Origin of the sequence: Chitinophaga polysaccharea (assembly GCF_007829335.1) — a bacterium.
Lineage (GTDB): Bacteria > Bacteroidota > Bacteroidia > Chitinophagales > Chitinophagaceae > Chitinophaga > Chitinophaga polysaccharea_B.
Genome location: NZ_VIWO01000010.1, coordinates 1 through 20433, shown reverse-complemented (window position 1 = coordinate 20433; position 20433 = coordinate 1). Strand labels below are relative to the sequence as shown.

Genomic DNA, 20433 nt, shown 5'->3' with positions numbered 1-20433 from the left:
TTATAAATTCCGCACGAACTATCCGATCACCTTAAAACCGGCTCTTATGTTTAATGAACAACCATTAGCCTGGTATGCGGTATATACCAGGGCTAAATGTGAAAAGAAAGTAGCTGACCTGTTCACCCGCAAGAAAGTGGAACATTATCGTCCTGTTAAACAGTTGATACGTTCCCGTAAGATCATAGAGGAACCCCTCTTTCCTTCTTATGTATTTGTACACATTCCTGAAAGCAGGAATTGGGTAGTGCGCGAAACAGACAACGTCGTGAATTTTGTGTACTGGCTGGGCCAACCGGCCGTTATACCCGATCATGAAATTGCATTAATCAGGCATTTTCTCCGCGACTACGACGAGGTGTCTGTAGAACAGTTTCCCTTAAAGGCAGGTGAGGAAAGGGCATCCTCTTCCGGTGGTAAAATTATACAACTCAGCAGTACCCGGGTAAAAGTGGAACTGAGCAGTTTAGGTTGTATGCTGGTAGCCAAAGTACCATCGAGGGAAATAACGGTGATTGCCGGAAACAAAACGGTGAACGGACATCATTATTGACTTAAACACCAACCTTATGATGCAACATATTCTTCTTTGCGGTGGCTCGGGCACCCGGTTATGGCCTTTATCGAATCAGCAAACTCCCAAGCAGTTGCTAACGTTGTTTGATGGTTATAGTCTCCTGCAACTGGCTTTCCGGCGCAACCGTTTTGCCTGTAACAAAGTGATGGCCATTGTAAATGAACAACAGGCGGAGATGGTGCTGGAGCAGCTGGAACAGGCAGGCGCATCAGCCCCGGTATGCCTGGCAGAACCGGTGGGGCGTAATACGGCCGCCGCCATTGCGCTGGCTGCTTTTGTAGCCGATCCCGAAACTATTTTACTTATCACTCCTGCTGACCATCTCATTGGTACCCCCGACAGGTACGCCATGGCCATAGAAACGGCGGGGATATTGGCCGCCGGAAATCATATTGTTACCATCGGGCTGGTGCCCACCTATCCGGAAACAGGTTTTGGCTATATCAGTTATGCTGGCCATGACGTGCTGCGGTTTGTGGAGAAGCCTGACCGGGTAGTGGCAGAGGCTATGTTGGCTGCGGGCGGGTTTCTGTGGAACAGTGGCATTTTTTGCTGTAAAGCCGGTGTCATGCTGCAGGAATTACAACAACATGCGCCAGCTATCTATGAAGCCGCCGCTATTGCCGCCGCTGAATGGAAAAGTACCGGAGCCTTGTCCAGAGAAACAATGGAAGCCATTCCGTCAGACAGTATTGATTATGCCGTACTGGAGAAAAGCAGCCTTGTGAAAGTAGTGCCTACAAAAATGGACTGGAGCGATGTAGGCAGTTATGAAGCACTGGCAGATGCACTCTCTCAGCATTATCAATACCGTAATCACCAGGCTGTGTTTATAGAGAGTGATCCACGAAAGAATTTGGTGATCGGAAAAGATAAACTGGTAGCCCTCGTAGGCGTGGAAAATATCGTAGTAGTAAATACCGCCAGCGCCCTGCTGATTATGAAACGAGGCCGGGGGCAGGATATTAAACAATTGCATCAATGGGTAAGAGATAACCGTCCCGAATTACTATAAATAATAATCAAAGTATATGGAAGCAAATGATCCTATCTATATAGCCGGTCACCGTGGTATGGTCGGAGGCGCCATTAAGAGGAGACTGGAAACGCTCGGCTATCATAACATTATTACACGCAGCTCCGGTAGCCTTGACTTGCGCAAACAGGAAGACGTAGAGGCTTTTTTTGCCGCAGAAAAACCCGCCTATGTATTCCTGGCAGCAGCTAAGGTGGGTGGTATACACGCCAATAATACCTACCGGGCCGAGTTCCTGTACGATAACCTGATGATCGCAGCTAACGTAATACATGCTGCCTGGAAATATGGTGTTACCAAGCTGCAGTTTCTCGGCAGTTCGTGTATCTATCCCCGCATGGCGCCGCAGCCGATCAAAGAAAGCTTTTTGCTGACGGGGTTGCTGGAACAAACCAATGAGCCTTATGCCATTGCTAAAATTGCAGGCATCAAATTATGCGAAGCCTACCGGGATCAGTATGGCTGCAACTTTATCAGTGTGATGCCTACTAATCTTTTCGGTATTGGTGATAACTACCACCCTGAAAATGCGCACGTATTGCCAGCATTGATCCGGCGCTTTCATGAAGCAAAAGTGAATAATAAACCATCGGTTACCGTATGGGGAACGGGAACGCCTAAACGGGAATTTCTTTTTGCCGATGATTTGGCGGATGCCTGTGTTTACCTGATGCAGCACTATAACGAAAAGGAGCCGGTGAACATTGGTAAAGGAGAAGACCTGACTATTAAACAGCTGGCAGAATATATCAAAGAAGTGGTTTGTTATGAGGGCGAGCTGATATTTGATGACAGTAAACCTGATGGCACTCCCCGTAAGTTAATGGATGTATCCAGGTTGCACCGGTTGGGGTGGAAACATAGCATTACTTTGAGAGAGGGGTTGGTAATGGCATACAGGGATTTTCTACAGCAAGACCAGTTCAAATTACAATCTTAAATGCCAGTTGTATGAAAGTAGTCATTGTAGGTACAGGATACGTTGGTTTGGTAACGGGCGCCTGTTTGGCAGAAGTGGGAACGGAAGTGGTTTGCGTTGATGTAGATGCGGAAAAGATTGCCCGGTTGCAAAATGGCATATTGCCAATTTATGAGCCGGGTTTGCAGGAGATAGTGGTGCGTAATCAGCAGGGAGGGCGCTTGTCTTTTACGACCCGGCTGGCTACGGCGCTGCCGGGAGCAGAAGTAGTATTTATTGCGGTGGGTACCCCTCCGGGGGAAGATGGGAGCGCCGACCTGCAATATGTATTGCAGGTGGCCAGCGAGGTAGGGGCGCTCATGGATCATTACCTGGTGATCGTTACCAAAAGCACGGTGCCAGTGGGTACTGCCGTTCACGTTAACCGGGCCGTGAAAGAGAGTTTGTATACGCGGGGAATGATCGTCGATTATGATGTAGCCTCCAATCCTGAGTTTTTGAAAGAAGGCGCAGCCGTGAATGATTTCCTGAAGCCAGACCGTATAGTCGTTGGTGTTAATACACTGCGGGCCAGGCAAAAACTGGAGCAGTTGTACCGCCCTTTCTTATTAAACGGACACCCGATCCTGTTTATGGACATTGCTTCTGCGGAAATGACCAAATATGCCGCCAATGCTATGCTGGCTACCAGGATATCCTATATGAATGATATCGCTAATTTATGTGGGTTGGTAGGCGCCGATATCAACCAGGTACGTAAAGGTATTGGCAGTGATCCGAGGATAGGCAAGCATTTTCTGTATCCCGGTATCGGCTATGGCGGTTCCTGTTTCCCAAAAGACGTAAAAGCCCTTATACAAACCGGCCGCGAGTATGGTTACCGGCTTCGTATCCTCGATGCGGTGGAGGCGGTGAATGAAGATCAGAAGCAGCTGTTATTCCAGAAGATACTCCGCCATTTTGATGGGAATGTCAGCAATAAAAAGTTCGCTGTATGGGGATTGTCATTTAAGCCGAATACGGATGATATGCGGGAGGCGCCGTCGCTGGTGCTGATCCGTAGCCTGCTGGATGCCGGCGCTATGGTGAGTGCATATGATCCGGTAGCCATGAAGGAAGCAGTGATTTATCTGGGCAGCAACATCACTTTTGCGGATGATATGTACCAGGCCGCGGAAGATGCGGTGGCAGTGCTGCTGGTAACAGAGTGGAATATGTTCCGGATACCGGACTGGCCGCGACTGAAAGGGCTCATGCGATCGCCGTTGTTGTTCGATGGTCGCAATATTTATGATGACGTTGAACTGGTGAAAATGGGTTTTACTTATTACGGTATCGGCAACACTGCTGCTACACCGGTTAATGCATTGCTGCGATAAAGCACAGCCAGGCAACTATAATAACTATTTCTATCACCACTAAATAACGATTGTATGAAAGTAGCCCTGATAACAGGTATCACCGGCCAGGATGGCGCTTACCTGGCAGAATTGCTGCTGGGAAAAGGATATATGGTGCATGGCGTAAAACGCCGGGCCTCCCTGATCAACACAGAGCGTATCGATCATTTATACCAGGACATGCACAGCGAAAATGTGCGCTTTCGTTTGCACTATGGTGATATGACAGATAGCACCAACCTGATCCGTATTATACAGGAAACACAGCCCGACGAAATTTATAACCTGGCCGCCATGAGCCATGTAAGAGTAAGTTTTGATACGCCTGAATATACAGCCAATGCAGATGGTATCGGCACGTTGCGTTTACTGGAAGCATTACGTATCCTGAAAATGGAGAAGAAAACCCGTATCTACCAGGCCAGCACATCGGAGTTGTACGGACTGGTGCAGGAAGTGCCGCAACGCGAAACTACGCCTTTTTATCCCCGTAGTCCTTACGCTGTAGCGAAGTTATATGCTTACTGGATCACCGTTAACTACCGGGAAGCCTATGGTATGTACGCCTGCAATGGTATACTGTTTAACCATGAAAGCCCTTTGCGGGGAGAAACCTTCGTGACCCGCAAAATAACCAGGGGCGCAGCTGCTATCGCGCTGGGGTTGCAGGATAAATTATACCTGGGCAACCTTGATGCGCAACGCGACTGGGGACATGCGAAAGATTATGTGGAAGCCATGTGGCGCATCTTGCAACAGGAACAGCCAGACGATTATGTAATTGCCACCGGCATTACCACCACCGTCCGCGAGTTTGTTCGCATGGCCTTTGCCGAGTTGGGTATCACTGTCTCCTTCCGGGGAAATGGCGTAGACGAAACCGGTGTAGTTACCGCCTGCTCAAACGAAGTATACGCGCTGCCGTTAGGAAAGGAGATTGTGGCGATCGATCCCCGTTATTTTCGCCCTACCGAGGTGGAGTTGCTCATTGGCGATCCTACCAAGTCAAAGACGGTGCTGGGTTGGGAGCCCGCTTACGACCTGGCGGCACTGGTAAAGGAAATGATGGCCAGCGATGTGGCCTTATTTGCGAAGAAAGAAGTCACCCAACTGGAACATTTAATCGGATAAATCAAGGGCCATGCAGGTAGCTAACAAGGTAATCTTAAATACGGGCGCACTTTACGGGCGGATGCTGATTACCGTTTTTATTTCTCTATACGCCACCCGGCTGGTATTGAACCTGCTGGGAGCGGCCGATTATGGGTTATTTAACCTGATCAGCGGGGTGATTGCCATGTTATCTTTTCTGAATATTGCCATGACTATCAGTACACAGCGGTATATGTCTTTTTACCTCGGTACAAAAGACAGCCACAAGCTAAGGGCGGTATTTAACGCCAGCGTGTTGCTGCATTTTATACTGGGACTGGCAATGGTGCTGTTATTTGAAATGGCAGGAGCCTACCTTCTCCGTTATGTATTGAACTACCCGGTAGAACGGACCATGGCAGCAAAGCTCATTTTCCAGTTTATGGTGGTCAGTGCTTTTTTTACCATTATTTCGGTTCCTTATGACGCTACCCTGATCGCGCAGGAAAATATGGTGATGGTGGCAGCGCTGGGGGTTGCAGAGTCTTTGGGGAAGCTGTTGATCGCCGTGGCCCTGCAGTATACGGGTTATGACAAGCTTATTGTATACGGGGGACTGATGGCGTTGCTGACGGTGCTGCTGCTGCTGTTTAAACAAGTGTATTGCGGTATGAAGTACGATGAAAGCCGGATCAGCATCCGGCGGTATTTCGACCGGCATTTGCTGAAGGAAATGTTTGCTTACGCCGGATGGAACATGTTTGGCGCAGGCAGTGTGGTAGCCCGTAACCAGGGCCTGGCATTGCTGCTTAACGTGTTTTTTGGCACTATTGTCAATGCTGCCTATGGTATTGCCAACCAGGTGAATGCACAATTGAGTTATTTCTCTGTGACTATGTTACGGGCATTGAATCCACAGATTATAAAAAGTGAGGGCAGCGGCGACCGTCCGAGGATGCTGCGGCTGGCGATGATTGCCAGCAAATTTTCCTTTTACCTGCTGAGTTTTTTTGCCATTCCCATGATGATAGAAATGCCATTTGTATTGCAATGCTGGCTGAAACAGGTACCCGAGTATACAGTGATGATGTGCCGTTTAATTGTTGTCGCCACGCTGATAAACCAGCTGTCTGCTGGCATACAGGTGGCGGTGCAGTCAGTCGGTAAAATCAGGAAGTACCAGGTGGTGGTGAGTACCATGGTACTGCTTAACCTGCCTGTTGCCTGGCTGCTGCTGAAGGCAGGATATCCTTCCTCCGCAGTATTGGTCAGCGCAATTGCTATAGAAGTGGTGAGCGGCATTTACCGTATGATTGCCGCCAGGAAGATTACAGGTTTGTCGCCATGGCTGTTTACCAGGCAGGTAGTCATCCGGGCCATAGTGCCGGCGCTGTTATCTGTGACCCTGGCAGGCATACCACAATTGTTTCTTCCGCAGGGATTTGTGCGACTCGGTATTACCACCCTCGTGAGTGTGACGGGGATGATTGTCTGGGTGCGGCTGGTTGGCCTGACACCGGAAGAGGTGACAAAGATAACGCAGTTATTTAGCCGGGGCCTTTCAAAGTTGCAGGCAAGGCTGGTTGTATTAAAAGCAAACTAACGCAGATGTACATACTATTCTTTACAGATATTTCACCTTTCCCGCAAAACGGGGGAGAAAGGATCAGGAGCTATAACCTGATCAAAGCCTTGTCGCAGCTGGGACATGACGTGATAGCCGTAGTGCGGAACGTGGAGAAGGTAGATTTGCAAAATTACCATCTCCCTAATGTTACTTTTTATACTTATGAGGTAAAAGACTTTAACCTGGTGACCCGCATTACCGGTAAACAGTATTTTCAGCGGTCTTCCGCGATACTGGATATATTCCGGGAAATATGCCGGGAGTACCCGGTGGCCGTTGCTATGCTCGATTACGGTTACATAGGTCATTATATTTCTTTTTTCAGGACCCGGAACATCCCGGTGATCCTGGGTACACATAATGCGCAGCCACTGATCACCTGGCAGCTGCCTTCCGGCAACCTGCTGGACCGGCTACGTAAGCTGCAGTTGTTTGGCATGGAAAAGCTGCATGAGCGGTTATACTTCAGGAAGGCGACCGCAGTATTGGTGGTGAGCGATGATGATCATGCGTACCATACCCGGTTTCTGCCAGAACAGAAGGTGTTTACAGTGCCGAACTTTTTGGACCAGAAAGACTATTCTCTTTTTGGAAAAAAACAACGGAGAGTACTGGTGATGACTGCCAACTTCGGCGTATATATGAATTATGCAGGTCTGAAATGGTTTATTGAAAATGTGTGGGATGAAGAGCTGGCCGAAAAGTACGACCTATGGCTGGTAGGCAGGGGATCCAAGGAAGCATTAAAACGTATTACGGGTAAAGATGACTACCAAAACATTGTGGCTTTTGGTAAAGTGGATGATGTAAAATGGTATATATCCGTAGCCACTGCGGTGATTATCCCGTTGCTGCATGGCAGTGGTACCCGGTTGAAATGCCTGGAAGCCATGGCGCTCAGAACGCCTGTTATCAGCACTTCCAAGGGAGTAGAAGGGGTAAGGAGTAAGCATTTTATCGTGGCCGATGAACCCGCGGCATTTAAACAGTCCTTACTTGGCTTTGATGCTGATACGGATAAAGGAGCACTGTTACAGGAAGATTTTCAACGGGAATATAGCCTGGAAGTAAACAGGCAACGTTTGCAGCAGATTGTTGACTACACCGTGCGCGGTAAAATAACGGCCCATGCTCAACCGGCTTAAAATTGCTTTATATACTTTGCTTAGCGGGGTAAATCTCTCGCTGGTGGGACAGCTGAAGCTGAATGAAATCATGGTGCTGTTATCGGCCCCGTTTGTATTTGATATACGCGATTTCAAGCTTTTCCCATTGTTCAGGAAGATCATTATGGCGCTCGCATTATTATTTATTTTCCAGGTGATCACAGATCTGTTTGTGGTGAAAAGTTCTGCTGATAATTTTATGCGCGGATGGGCAGCTATCATTATGTCTATCCTCTCTTTTCTCTTTTTGTTTAAGACATTGAAGGATGATAAAGTTATTTTTTTCTTTCTCTGTATGACCCTCGTGAAAAATATTATCTGGACAGACGATAATGCAGACACGGATATGTCCTATTTCAAATTCAAGATGGTGCCTATTCTGTCGTACGGCGTTTACATCCTATCGTTTTTGTTATACCGGAATGGCCAGTGGAAGGCGGTGCTGGCATTGTTGCTGGCGTACAGCCTGTTGTGTTTTGCAAGGGATTCCCGTTCAACAGGGATGGTATTTTTCCTGGGCGCTATCATCATTTTTTGCTTTAATAGCGGAATGTATCTGACGCGTGACCGGCTCCTGGTTTTTGGCATATCGGGGTTGCTGTTGTTCCAGTTTGCCTATGTATGTTATGTTAATGCAGTATTGAACCATGAAATAGGAGGCGAGCACGCGTCGGAGCAAATAGATCGGCTGGATAATCCTTATAATCCTTTGGAATTGCTGATGACAGGGCGTGGAGAAACCTTTGCTGCGCTTGCGGCGATCAGCGATGCGCCGTTGTTTGGCCATGGATCCTGGGCAAAAGACGATAATCTGAAATACTACCGCATTCTTTTGTTGTACCAGAATGAAGAGATGAATGAACAGCTGGCTACTTCAACAGAGCACCTGATTCCCAGTCATTCTATTTTGCTGGGCGCCTGGGTAAACTGTGGCCTGGGAGGATTTATAGCGGTGCTGCTGGTATTTATTTTATTGCTGAGGATGGGGTTTTACCTGGTGGGTCATGCCGCAGATACGGCGCTGTACCCGGTATTGGTGCTGATGACTATAGGTGTGATCTGGACTTTTCTTTTTTCACCTGTGCAACAGTTGCGGTTTAATATCCCGGCAATTGGCGCCATCCTGTTGCGGGCATATTATGAGTGCATATCGGAAAATGAAGCAATATCAGCCGAAATGCACGCGCCGGAAAAGACAGTTTTAATGTCTCCCGAAGGGAAAATATAAATGGATTAAAAGTAACAACTATGAAAATATGCTTCATTACACTGGGCGATATTAAATTTATTGCCACCATGAAACGGGCCATAGGTATGGCAGAACCGCTGTTGTTACTCGGCTGGGAGGTATCACTTATTGCGCAGGATACCGAAGAGAACAGGAAGCGTATTGCCATGGAATGCAGTGATGCCGTACAGGTCTATTACTATCCTGAGGGGACCGCGGCGGAAGAGGTGCGTATTAAGACGGCGTTGGTAAATGAAATTGCGCCAGACTATATCTTGTTTTGTTCTTTTAGTTTCCGCAACCGCATCTTAAAAAATAAATTGAAGCTGAAATCCACGATACTTATCGAACACTCAGAGTTGCCATCTGGTATTCCGGATAACAGGGGCCTGCGTAGATATGCTATGTTGGCCCTGGAATACTGGTCGGTGTTGTATGCCGACGGATTGTTATGCGCGAGTAAATACCTCTGCCGAACGTATACCAAAAGGGCGGCGCAGTTATTCCGGAAGCGGTTGCCGGTACATTATTCTCCATACGCATTTAATAATGAGGTGGTGGAATCGCCCAGGGTTCGTTACCAGGAGTTAGCCGAAATGTATCAAGGGAAAACGCTGCTTATTTATATGGGCACGCTCACCCGTAACTATGGCCTGTTTACCATGCTACAGGCGATGGAAATAATTAGCAGGGAGCGCTCGGATATACACCTGCTGCTGCTGGGGAGGGGGCGTCACCAGGAAGAGGCGAAAGATTATGTGAAGGAGCGCGGACTGTCAATGCAGGTGCAGTTCCTGGGTTATACTCCCGAAGAAGAGCTGAGTTCCTACTTTGCTGCAGCGGATGCTTTTATCTCTCCGCTGAATGATACAGTGCAGGATTGGGCGCGTTGTCCCAGTAAAATCTATATGTACATTCCTTTCAACAAGCCGGTGTTTACCGGAAAGATTGGTGAGCCGCTGGAGATATTTGGTAAAGAAGGATACTATTTTGATAATCATGCGCCGGTATCGCTGGCGGCGCTTATCAGCGAGCTGGCGTCCGGCGGGTTAAAACCGGTATCGGTAGATAAGGGGGCGCACAGCTGGGAGAAGCGTGCTGTTGATTTTACGGAATGGATCAACAGTAACTACGCAGATAAGGTATTACATATTGCTAACCTGTAAATGTGTGCACTGTGAATTATGTTTATTATAAAGATCCCAAAGGTAATTTTGGCGACGACCTCAATGGATGGCTATGGCCACAGTTGTTTGGCGAAGGAAAAGGCGAAGATCCGGAAGTATTTCTGGGCGTAGGCTCTATCCTGTTTAACGGTTCACCGTTATTCCGTGAGCTGGCCTCCCAAAGAAAGATAGTATTTGGCACGGGTGTGCGACCGGTATCTAAGGCATTTCATCTTGACGGCAGCTGGGATATCCGTTTCCTGAGAGGGCCATTATCGGCCTATACTTTTAACAACCAGTTCCCGTATATCGCTGATGCGGCTTATGCCATCCGCCAGCTACCGGATTTTGGGCGGTTGCTGCAGGTGCCGAAGAAACACAGGGTAAGCGTGATCCCTTATTTTAAATCTGTGCCTTTTTTTGATTGGGAAAGTATCTGCTACCGGTTGGGTTTTAACTATATATCGCCACGCTCAGAGAAAGGAGTGGAGCATACTTTGAAGGAAATTGCGGCATCGGAGTACGTGATAACAGAAGCAATGCATGGGGCTATCCTGGCTGATGCGTTGAGAGTTCCCTGGCACAGGTTTGTGTTGTCTACTCCGCATACTGAAGGTAGTGGTGTGTCGGCGTTTAAGTGGATGGACTGGCAGGCTGCTATTCAGCTTTATAATATTGATGTTACGGAAGTGAAGCTATACCGTAAGTCATTTCTACATCAGAGAATAAAGTCGCTCTCCGGGAACCGTATCAGCGCTGAGTTCCTGGTGCCTGATAGGGTGAAATCGGACCTGTTGAAAGCGCTACAGGATGTAGCAGAATTTTATTTATCAGCTGAAGACGTGCTCCGGCGGATTGATTACAAGATTCATGACCAGGTAGCTTTGTTACAGAAAGAGCAGTGTATAGATACTTCCTTATTTATTACAACCCATTAGTTATGCAAAAGGAATTTATTTTATCAGTAGGAGAGGGGGATTTCTTTTTTGGATTTCATGATTTGGTGGCGTGGAACTTCACGGGTGACAAGCTGCTGGCATTGCAGGCGCCGGATATTACAGTGCCACCGGATCCGCGGGTAGCGTGTGGTATTGGTTACTTCGACGCGGCGCAGCAGTTTCACCGGCTGGGAAGTACGTATGCGTATAATTATCCGCAGGGCGCCCGCCAGCAGTGGATCGGGACTACTGATACCTTGATAGTAAATGACCGCGTGGGCGAGAAATGGGGCGCCCGGATCTATGATGCAAATGCCGGTAAATGTGTGTCCACGTTGTCGTTGCCTGCACATGTGATTACGGAGGAAGGCATAGCTTTCGGAATAGATTATGCGCGGCTATTCCGTGTAGGTGGATATGGTTATACCGGACTTCCTGATAAGCAGGCGCATATCCATGCGCCTGTGGATTCCGGCATTACAATACATAATGTATATACCGGTGAGCAGTCGCTGCTGCTGTCTATTGCAGCAGTGGCTAATTACCGGATGAATCCCTCCCTGGGGCAACATCATTACATCACGCATCTGCTACTGAATCCCTCTCAGGACAGGCTGGCATTTTTGCACCGGTATAAGTTGAAGGATGGTGGTGAAACCACACGTCTGATGACTATCGGGGTTGATGGTGGAGAGCTCAGATGCCTGGCCACGGGATTTCTCAGTCACTTCGACTGGAAAGATGACGGGCATATTGCCATTTGGGGCAGAACGGGCAGTGGTATTGAAAAGCTGCGTGGATCATTACTGTATAAGATGATGCCGGCAGGTTTGATAGCCAATGGCAAGAAGGTGTTGAAGAAGTTATTATATACCGGGGAGAGAGGAGCCAAAGCAGTGGCGCCTTTTAACTGGTTGTTGCTCGAAGATACCGACAATGCGGTGCCAGCTATGCTGGCTAAAGATATCATAACGGAAGATGGACATCCTATGTTTTGTCCGGCTGACCGGGATTGGATGATTTGTGACACTTACCCGGATCAGCAGGGAGTCCGTACGCTGTTTCTTTTCCAGTACAGTACCCAGCAAAAAACAACGTTGGGCACCTATCGCATGATTGATACCAAACCGGACCTGCGGCTGGCAGATCGTTTACTGGCTGGAGTGGATGAAGGTGTGTTAAAGGCCTTTTCGCTGGAGCAAATGGCTTTTACCAGGAGCGGCTTACACTGTGATCTGCACCCACGCTGGAAGAGGGATGGCAGCCTGGTAGCCTTCGACTCTATTCATGAAGGCAACCGGCAGATCTATGGATATGATGTGAGCAGTATTATTCATGCAAATAAAAACATGTTGGTATGATAGCAATAGTGCAGCCACTGGTACCACATTATAGGGAACATTTCTTTAACCGTTTGCGTGAGCAGGCGCCGTTTGACCTTTATTGCTACGATGGAGTAGCGGCTTTACAAAAACAAAACCTGGCTGCGGGCAGCACTTCGATAAAATCCTTGTCTGCCTGGAGCGTAGGGCCTTTTGTGTTATATAATCCCATGCGTTTTTTCAGATCGGATTACAAGATATTGGTGCTGATGCTCAACTTTGCCCATTTATCTACCTGGCTGATTCTTCTGCTGAAACCTTTCCTGAAGCAAAAGGTGATCCTTTGGGGACATGGTATTTCCGTGAAAAGATATATACAGGAAGAACGGCGGCCCAGTCGTTTGCTGAAATGGATGATGCAGCTGGCAGATGCAACCTGGTTTTATACTTCCCGGGAGCTGGAGCTATGGCAACAGGTGATGCCAGGGATGAATGCCGTGGCACTGAATAATACTATTTCAGAGGTGGAACGGATTATCCAGGAGCCTATCCCTGATAAGGCATTGCTGCGGGAAAAATATGGTATCAGCGCCAGGCGGGTGTTGATCTACTGTGCACGGTTTAACGAGGTCGGGAGACGTATTGATCTCCTGTTAAAGCTCATTTCGGAAACTGATCCGGCACAATATAGCTTTATCATTATCGGCGCCGGAAAGTACAAGCCTGACTTCAGCGGATATCCGCATGTACATGATTTTGGTGCCGTATATGATCCTGCAGTGAAACAAGAACTGTTTGGTCTGGCGGACCTGTATTTCCAGCCCGGTTGGGTTGGATTGTCTGCTGTGGAAGCAATGGCTTATGCCAAGCCGGTGTGTACTTTTAAACGCAGCGAGGCGGTGCTGCAGTGCGTGGAGTATAGCTATATCCGGAACGGTTACAATGGGCTGATCTTTGAAAGCATAGAGGAATGCCTGTACGCATTGGATAAACTTCCTGAAGATAAAATAGATATCCTGGGGCAACAGGCCCGGCGCTTCGTAAAAGAAAACCTGACAATGACGGCAATGGTAGATAATGCGTTACACTCCTTGTATGCCGTGAATCAATAATACTCATTTTATGAAGATACTTTTTATTGTTCCTTCTTATAAACCCGCTTATATATATGGGGGGCCCATTGTGGTGATTGCCAGGCTGGCGGAGCAGCTGGTGTTGATGGGACATGCCGTGGAGGTATATACTACTACCGCCAACGGGAGGGAAGAGCTGGACATTGCCGCCAACAGTACAGTAATGATGGACGGTGTAAAGGTGACTTACTTTAAGCGGATTACAGGAGATCATACCCATGTATCGCCTGCGTTGTGGAAGGCGGTTTGGACGAACGCCCGGCAGTTCGATAAAATACATATTCACTCCTGGTGGAATTTCCTGGTGATTGGCGCTTCTTTTATCTGTAAATGGAAAAAACTCAAGCCATTGCTATCGCCGCACGGCATGTTCTGTGATTATGTATTTACAGCCAGGAACAACCGCAGCAAGCAATTGCTGCATACCGTAGTGGGTAAACGATTGTTGCGCAGTACTTATCTGCATGTTTCATCAGAGTTGGAATGGAAGGAGTGTAAGCAGGTGAATAAGGAATGGGAGGGAGGAGCGGTGTTTAACCTGGTTGATTTACCGGATGAACGATATGCCCGTACAGACAATAGCGTATTTACGATTAGTTTTTTATCGCGCGTAGATCCTAAGAAAGGGCTGGATCTATTGATCCGTGCACTTTCCAGGGTATCTTTCCCGTATCGGTTAATGATTGCCGGTACGGGTGATGAAAAATATATGCTGGAACTGAAGGCATTAATTACTTCGTTGGATATGGATAACAACGTCGAATGGGTAGGTTGGAAGGGCAGCGTGGATAAGTTTCATTTCCTTGCTGCCACCGACCTGTTTGCCCTTACCTCCCGAAATGAAAATTTTGCGATCGTGGTGATTGAGGCGTTGTATACCGGCACGCCGGTATTGATCAGCGACCAGGTGGGATTAGCAGGCTACGTCGCTGAACATGACCTGGGTTGGGTCACGCCTATTGATAGTGTGGAAGCTATTAGTAAACAATTGAATGAAGCCTACCGGGATAAGTTACGGCGGCTATATATTGCCCGTCACGCGCCCGGGCAGATCAGGGCTGATTTTAATGATGCCAGCCTGGCATCCTCTTATGTGCAACTATATGAAAAATGTATTTAGATGGAATTGGCTGTAGTGATACTCACCTATAATGAATCCTTGCACCTGGCCCGTTGTTTACAGAACCTGAGGCAGGTGGCCACCGCTATTTATATAGTGGACGCTTTTTCTACCGATAATACGGTGGCTATTGCAGAAAGCTATGGGGCAACGGTTTTTCAGCGTAAATGGGTCAACTATGCGGATCAATTTCAGTGGGCGTTGGAGCACGCCGGTATTACAGCGCCCTGGGTAATGCGCATGGATGCGGACGAATACCTGGAACCGGGATTGCTACAGGAAATAGGCAGGCGCATGGATACAATACCAGACCATATAACGGGGATCTATATCCGCAGGAAAGTATTGTTTAAAGGAAAATGGATCCGTTACGGCGGGTTTTACCCCCACACGTTGCTGAGGATCTGGCGGAATGGAGTGGGCAGCATAGAGCAGCGTTGGATGGACGAACATATCGTATTGTCGGAGGGGACTACTATACGGTTTAACGAACATATTGTGGATGATAACCTGAATTCTATTCACTGGTGGGTAAATAAGCATAATAATTATGCGATCCGGGAAATGGTGGACCTACTCAACATCCGTTATGGGTTCTGGCAAACAGACGATCGTTTGTTAAGGGCGCGGGGCTCGCAGGCAAAACGGAAGCGTTTCCTGAAAGAAAAGGTATATGCAGCGTTGTCGCCAGGCATGCGGGCGTCGATGTATTTTCTTTTCCGCTATGTACTATGCTATGGCTTCCTGGATGGTTATAAAGGTTTTTTGTTCCATTTTATGCAGGGATACTGGTATCGTTTGCTCGTAGACGTTAATGTACAGGAGTTTGAACAGCAACTCAAAGGCGGTGAAAGCAGGGAAGATATCATGGCATTGTTGAAAAAGCATTATAACATTCATATCTGATATTATATGAAAACGAATCTAGCGGCTTTTAATACGGGTAGCTATTATGCCGGGCCCAAATGGAAAGTGCTGGTCTGGTACTTTTGTAACTATTATGTGTTCAACAGTGCTTTTCCATGGCCATATGCGTTGAAACGGGCGCTGTTAAGGCTATTTGGCGCCAGCGTTGGCAAAGGGCTGGTTATTAAAACGAAGGTAAGGATCAAATATCCATGGCGGTTAACCATCGGCGACCACTGTTGGTTAGGGGAGGGAGTATGGATAGATAACCTGGCAGATGTAACACTGGGCGATCATGTGTGTATTTCCCAGGGGGCGCTGTTGCTGACAGGTAACCATGATTATAAACTGACTGATTTTCCTTATCGCCTGGGAAATATTTGCATTGAAGACGGAGCCTGGATTGGCGCTATGGCGGTGGTATGCCCTGGTGTTACCTGTGGGTCGCACAGTGTGCTGACCGTGAATGCGGTAGCAGCAAAGAACCTGGAGCCCTGGCTGATTTATTCCGGTAATCCTGCATTGGCAGTGCGTAAACGGAATATGACAGCACATACAGTCACTTTTCTAAACGTAGCGCCTATATGAAGAAAAGTGCGGTATTGTTACTGTTTATGTGCCTGAGTATTTGCCTGCAAGCGCAGCAATGGCTGACAGATTCGCTGGAAGTGCATGCGGGGGCTATAGGGACGGTAGCCGCAAAGGACTATCTCCCGCTATGGTTGTTGTCAAACCATTTTGGCACTATCAGCGACCGTAAAGGAGATGTATCCGCACATGCAGGCTTTAGCAACCTGCATGTATGGCAGGAGCATTTTTATATGAAGTATGGATTGGATGTGTATAATAACAACCAGTTTGGCAGCACTTTTATAGAGCAGGGCTATGTGAAGGCGGGATATAAAAACTGGGAGATCAGGGCAGGACGGTATGAGGAAATTATCGGGGAGGTAGATCCTATGCTGAGCAGCGGGTCTATGGGGATCAGCGGTAATGCGTTGCCCATTCCAAAGATAGGGTTGGCAGTTACGAAATATACCAGTATGCCATTTACAAACGGATGGCTACAGTTCAAGGGATTGTTGAGCCATGGCTGGATGGGGAGAGATCAGTTTATCAGGAATGCCTGGTTGCATGAAAAGAATTTCTATCTCCGCATAGGAAAAAAGAAACTTAAGTTATTTGGCGGCATACAACATTATGCTGTATGGGGAGGCAGCCGTAAAGACCTGCCAGCTATAACCAGCAACTGGCAGGGGTTTATGGATGTATTGCTGGTGAAAACAAAAGATGATGGCACCGTAGGTAACAACGATATACAGCCTAACCGGCCCGGCGATCACCGGGGGATTATTGAAGGAGGGATTGACTGGGAAAATGAGCAGTTGGCACTGCACCTGTATCATCAAACACCCTTCGAATCAGGGCAGGGCATCGATATCCGTAACATTGACCGGCTGCTCGGTATCACTTATACCAACAAGAAACCAGGTAGCTGGCTCGATAAAATAACGGCGGAATTTATTTATACCAAACAGTCGAACGACTTTTATCTGCAACGGCTCAGGGAAAGTTACTATAATAATGGGGTGTACCTCACCGGCTGGGATTATCATGAACGCATTGTTGGTACGCCCCTGTTCATAGACCGTAACAGGGGGCAGCATTATTTCCCCGGCATGAAGCCAATGAACTGGGATCAACCGAAGGATTCGCTACGCGGGAAAGGTGGAAACATTATTAATAATCGCGTGGTGGGCGGACATATTGGGATGCTTTATCATCTCACAAAAAAAATAACCAGCAAAACACTGATCACTTATACACAGAATTATGGTACTTATACCAACCCGGCACTATTTACGCCTATGAAGCGGCAATGGTATACGCTGGAAGAGCTGCGTTACCTGTTGCCTGGAAAAGGAATAATGCTTACAGCATCGGTAGCAGTAGACCAGGGGCAGCTGACGAATAACGTAGGACTCATGTTGGGAATGCTGTGGACATGGAAAAGATGAGATTTAAATATAACGTATATGGGTAAACGAGTACTACTGATAGGCGGCAATTTTTCACCGGAGCCAACAGGAATTGGCAAATACAATGGTGAAATGATTAACTGGCTGGCAGATAACGGATACGACTGCACGGTAATAACCACCTATCCTTATTATCCGGACTGGGAGGTACAAGCGCCCTATGCCAGTGTAAAAAACTGGTTTAAAAAGGAAATAACCGGAAACATCACTATATACCGGTGTCCGCAATATGTGCCGGCCGTGCCCTCCGGCAAAAAACGGGTGTTGCAGGATGCTTCGTTTGCCGCCTCGGCATTTATAAAGGTCGTACAGCTGGTATGGCGCCGGAAGTTTGATATCGTGATCACGGTGGCGCCACCATTTCACCTGGGTCTGCTGGCAGTACTTTACAAAAAATTGCGGGGCGCTACATTTGTGTATCATGTGCAGGACCTGCAAATAGAGGCAGCAAGGGACCTGCAGATGATCCGTTCCAGGCGCCTCATAAGTACAATGTTGAAACTGGAACAAGTGATCCTGCGGAATGCTGATCATGTGAGCAGCATTGCAGATGGCATGATCCGGAAAATACGCGATAAAACCGGGGGGCAAGTTTTCCTTTTTCCCAATTGGGTGGATGTTTCACGGTTTCACCCGATAACAGATAAAGCGTCATTGAAGGAAGCATTTGGCTTTGCGGCTACGGATAAGATTGTGTTGTATTCAGGGGCTATCGGTGAAAAGCAGGGGCTGGAAACCTTGTTACACGCCGCTGCGGCCTGGCAGCATCAGCCGGATATCCGGTTCCTGATCTGTGGTTCCGGACCTTACAAAGCAAAGTTGGAACAGATGGCGGCGCAGCTGAAACTGAAAAATACGACGTTTTTGCCATTACAGCCAGCCGAACAGTTTAACCGTTTCCTGAATATGGCAGATGTGCACCTGGTTATTCAAAAGTCGCACGCCAGCGACCTGGTAATGCCTTCCAAGCTTACCACCATATTGGCAGTTGGTGGTATAGCACTCATTACGGCCAACACCGGCACGGGTTTACATGAGCTGGTGAGCCGGCATAATATGGGCATACTGGTAGATGCCGAAAACCTGGAAGCATTACGAACGGGTATCGGACGGGCTGTATGGGATAATACAGCCAATATAGCGAAAAATGCGCGCGCCTATGCAGCTGATTATCTTTCTATTTCGGGGGTGATGACGCATTTTGAAGAACAAATAGCGTAGCGCTTTTATTGATCAACCATCTCTTTTTTATGTTGAACCGGTATCTTAAAATTTGCAGTATCCAGTTAATTGCACTGGATTTTATTTGCCTGAATGTACTGTTTTTCATGAGCAGCTCCTGGTTACAGCGGTATGACCGTATGCAGGATATCAATGTAGACATTTTCCTCATGGTCTCCAATCTTTCCTGGATGGCGGCGCTGTATACTACCGGTATTTATTTTCTCAGCCAGCAGCTATCATTTGATCGTATTGCACGAAAAACCGTACAAAGTATCCTGTTATATTTATTATTGTTGTTGTTATTTCTGTTTCTTTCCAAACAGCTGTATTCCCGTTTGTTTATCCTTATTTATTGTACGGGATTTATCCTGATGGTATTATTGGGGCGTTGGGCTTTTTACCGGGTCACCAGTCATATTCTTCACCGCAACGGCGTGGAAAAAAAAGTGGTGATACTGGGTTATAATGAGCTGTCGAAAGAATTGGCGGGTAAATTACTGGAAGATAACAGCAACCTGAAGTTTGAAGGTTATTTTGAAGAATACAGCAATGTACATGAGCTGTCGTATTACCCGGTGATCGGCAACCTGGAGGCTTGTGTTCCCTATGCGCAGTCCAATAATATCCGGGAGATCTATTCTACTTTATCGCCGGAAAAGTTTCCTTACCTGTATACATTGGCCAGGGAAGCTGAATTGAACCTGATTCATTTCCGATTTGTACCGGACTTTAAATTGTTTGTAAACCGGCAGATCTTTGTAGATTACTTCAATAACATCCCGATTATTTCACTGCGTGCCGAGCCATTGGATGATATTGCCAACCGTATAAGGAAGCGGGTGTTCGATATTATATTCAGCAGTTTGGTGATCCTCTTTATTTTGACCTGGCTGATTCCTTTGCTGGCGCTGCTGATCAAGCTGGAATCGGCTGGACCGGTGTTCTTTATTCAATATCGTACCGGTCGTAATAACCAGAATTTTCCCTGTTTGAAACTACGGAGTATGCATGTAAACAAGGACGCTAATTCCAGGCAGGCAACGCGCCACGATAGCCGCTTTACGCGGATAGGCCGCATACTCAGGAAAACCAACCTGGATGAAATGCCACAGTTTTTGAATGTGTGGATGGGGCAGATGTCGATTGTAGGACCGCGCCCTCATATGCTCCGTCATACGGAGGAGTATTCGCGGGTGATACAACAATACATGATCCGCCATTTCCTGAAACCAGGTATTACCGGTTGGGCACAGGTTAGTGGATTGCGCGGAGAAATTACAGATGAATCGCATCTGCGCAAAAGAATTGAACATGACATCTGGTATATGGAAAACTGGTCGGTATATTTGGATCTGCGTATCATATTTTTAACGATCCGGAATACAATCAAAGGGGAAGAAAATGCTTTCTGATACTCTCTGCAAATATCTTTAAAACGGATTTAGAAAAAGAGGCTGTATCATAAATAAATGGTACAGCCCTTTTTTTATTTTTGGTATTTATCGGGCGTTTATCCACGTTTCAGGTGGAGAAATATATT

Annotated in this window: 18 protein-coding genes; all 18 read left to right on the top strand. The window is 47.3% G+C overall.

The features are described from left to right. Positions 1-46: 46 nt before the first annotated feature. From FHW36_RS25840 to FHW36_RS25755, 18 genes are read left to right on the top strand one after another with little or no spacing between them, the layout of a single operon-like run. Positions 47-553, top strand: coding sequence for a transcription termination/antitermination NusG family protein (locus FHW36_RS25840; RefSeq protein ID WP_145673491.1), 507 nt, complete (start codon positions 47-49; stop codon positions 551-553). Between the two features lie 16 nt (positions 554-569). Beyond that, a complete protein-coding gene (locus tag FHW36_RS25835) occupies positions 570-1592 on the top strand; it encodes a mannose-1-phosphate guanylyltransferase (protein ID WP_145673490.1) in 1023 nt (340 codons plus the stop codon). Positions 1593-1608: 16 nt separating this feature from the next. Beyond that, positions 1609-2553 carry a GDP-L-fucose synthase gene (fcl, locus tag FHW36_RS25830; protein ID WP_145673489.1) on the top strand — a complete coding sequence of 315 codons (945 nt, stop codon included), beginning with the start codon at positions 1609-1611 and terminating at the stop codon, positions 2551-2553. An 11-nt stretch (positions 2554-2564) separates the two neighbouring features. Continuing rightward, positions 2565-3911, top strand: a complete 1347-nt coding sequence (locus FHW36_RS25825) for a UDP-glucose dehydrogenase family protein (RefSeq protein WP_145673488.1) — start codon at positions 2565-2567, stop codon at positions 3909-3911. A 54-nt stretch (positions 3912-3965) separates the two neighbouring features. Then, positions 3966-5063, top strand: coding sequence for a GDP-mannose 4,6-dehydratase (gene gmd, locus FHW36_RS25820; RefSeq protein ID WP_145673487.1), 1098 nt, complete (start codon positions 3966-3968; stop codon positions 5061-5063). Positions 5064-5073: 10 nt separating this feature from the next. After that, positions 5074-6627, top strand: a complete 1554-nt coding sequence (locus FHW36_RS25815) for a lipopolysaccharide biosynthesis protein (protein WP_145673485.1) — start codon at positions 5074-5076, stop codon at positions 6625-6627. A 5-nt stretch (positions 6628-6632) separates the two neighbouring features. Beyond that, the gene (locus FHW36_RS25810; RefSeq protein WP_145673484.1) at positions 6633-7796 is read left to right on the top strand and encodes a glycosyltransferase family 4 protein; all 1164 of its coding nucleotides are present in this window, start codon (positions 6633-6635) and stop codon (positions 7794-7796) included. Continuing rightward, positions 7780-9045, top strand: a complete 1266-nt coding sequence (locus FHW36_RS25805; protein ID WP_145673483.1) for an O-antigen ligase family protein — start codon at positions 7780-7782, stop codon at positions 9043-9045. Before FHW36_RS25810 ends, FHW36_RS25805 begins: the two co-directional genes overlap by 17 nt. A gap of 20 nt (positions 9046-9065) precedes the next feature. Further along, a complete protein-coding gene (locus FHW36_RS25800) occupies positions 9066-10211 on the top strand; it encodes a glycosyltransferase (RefSeq protein WP_145673482.1) in 1146 nt (381 codons plus the stop codon). Between the two features lie 11 nt (positions 10212-10222). Continuing rightward, the gene (locus tag FHW36_RS25795; protein WP_186452596.1) at positions 10223-11149 is read left to right on the top strand and encodes a polysaccharide pyruvyl transferase family protein; all 927 of its coding nucleotides are present in this window, start codon (positions 10223-10225) and stop codon (positions 11147-11149) included. A 2-nt stretch (positions 11150-11151) separates the two neighbouring features. After that, entirely contained in the window at positions 11152-12510 is a 1359-nt protein-coding gene (locus FHW36_RS25790) for a hypothetical protein (RefSeq protein ID WP_145673480.1), read from the top strand. Beyond that, positions 12507-13583, top strand: a complete 1077-nt coding sequence (locus FHW36_RS25785) for a glycosyltransferase (protein ID WP_145673478.1) — start codon at positions 12507-12509, stop codon at positions 13581-13583. Before FHW36_RS25790 ends, FHW36_RS25785 begins: the two co-directional genes overlap by 4 nt. Before the next feature lie 10 nt (positions 13584-13593). After that, on the top strand, positions 13594-14724 hold the full coding sequence (locus tag FHW36_RS25780) for an XrtY-associated glycosyltransferase XYAG1 (RefSeq protein WP_145673477.1): 1131 nt from the start codon (positions 13594-13596) through the stop codon (positions 14722-14724). Beyond that, positions 14725-15630 (top strand): glycosyltransferase family 2 protein, encoded by a 906-nt coding sequence (locus tag FHW36_RS25775; RefSeq protein ID WP_145673476.1) that lies wholly within the window; start codon positions 14725-14727, stop codon positions 15628-15630. Positions 15631-15636: 6 nt separating this feature from the next. After that, complete coding sequence (locus FHW36_RS25770; protein WP_145673475.1) at positions 15637-16218, top strand: WcaF family extracellular polysaccharide biosynthesis acetyltransferase; 582 nt, start codon at positions 15637-15639, stop codon at positions 16216-16218. Next, positions 16215-17648: a capsule assembly Wzi family protein gene (locus FHW36_RS25765; protein WP_145673473.1), complete on the top strand. Its 1434-nt coding sequence runs from the start codon at positions 16215-16217 to the stop codon at positions 17646-17648. The genes FHW36_RS25770 and FHW36_RS25765 overlap by 4 nt, the downstream gene beginning before the upstream one ends. 18 nt (positions 17649-17666) lie before the next feature. After that, positions 17667-18890: a WcaI family glycosyltransferase gene (locus FHW36_RS25760; RefSeq protein WP_145673472.1), complete on the top strand. Its 1224-nt coding sequence runs from the start codon at positions 17667-17669 to the stop codon at positions 18888-18890. 29 nt (positions 18891-18919) lie between these two features. Then, the gene (locus FHW36_RS25755) at positions 18920-20305 is read left to right on the top strand and encodes an undecaprenyl-phosphate glucose phosphotransferase (protein ID WP_145673471.1); all 1386 of its coding nucleotides are present in this window, start codon (positions 18920-18922) and stop codon (positions 20303-20305) included. Positions 20306-20433: the final 128 nt, after the last annotated feature.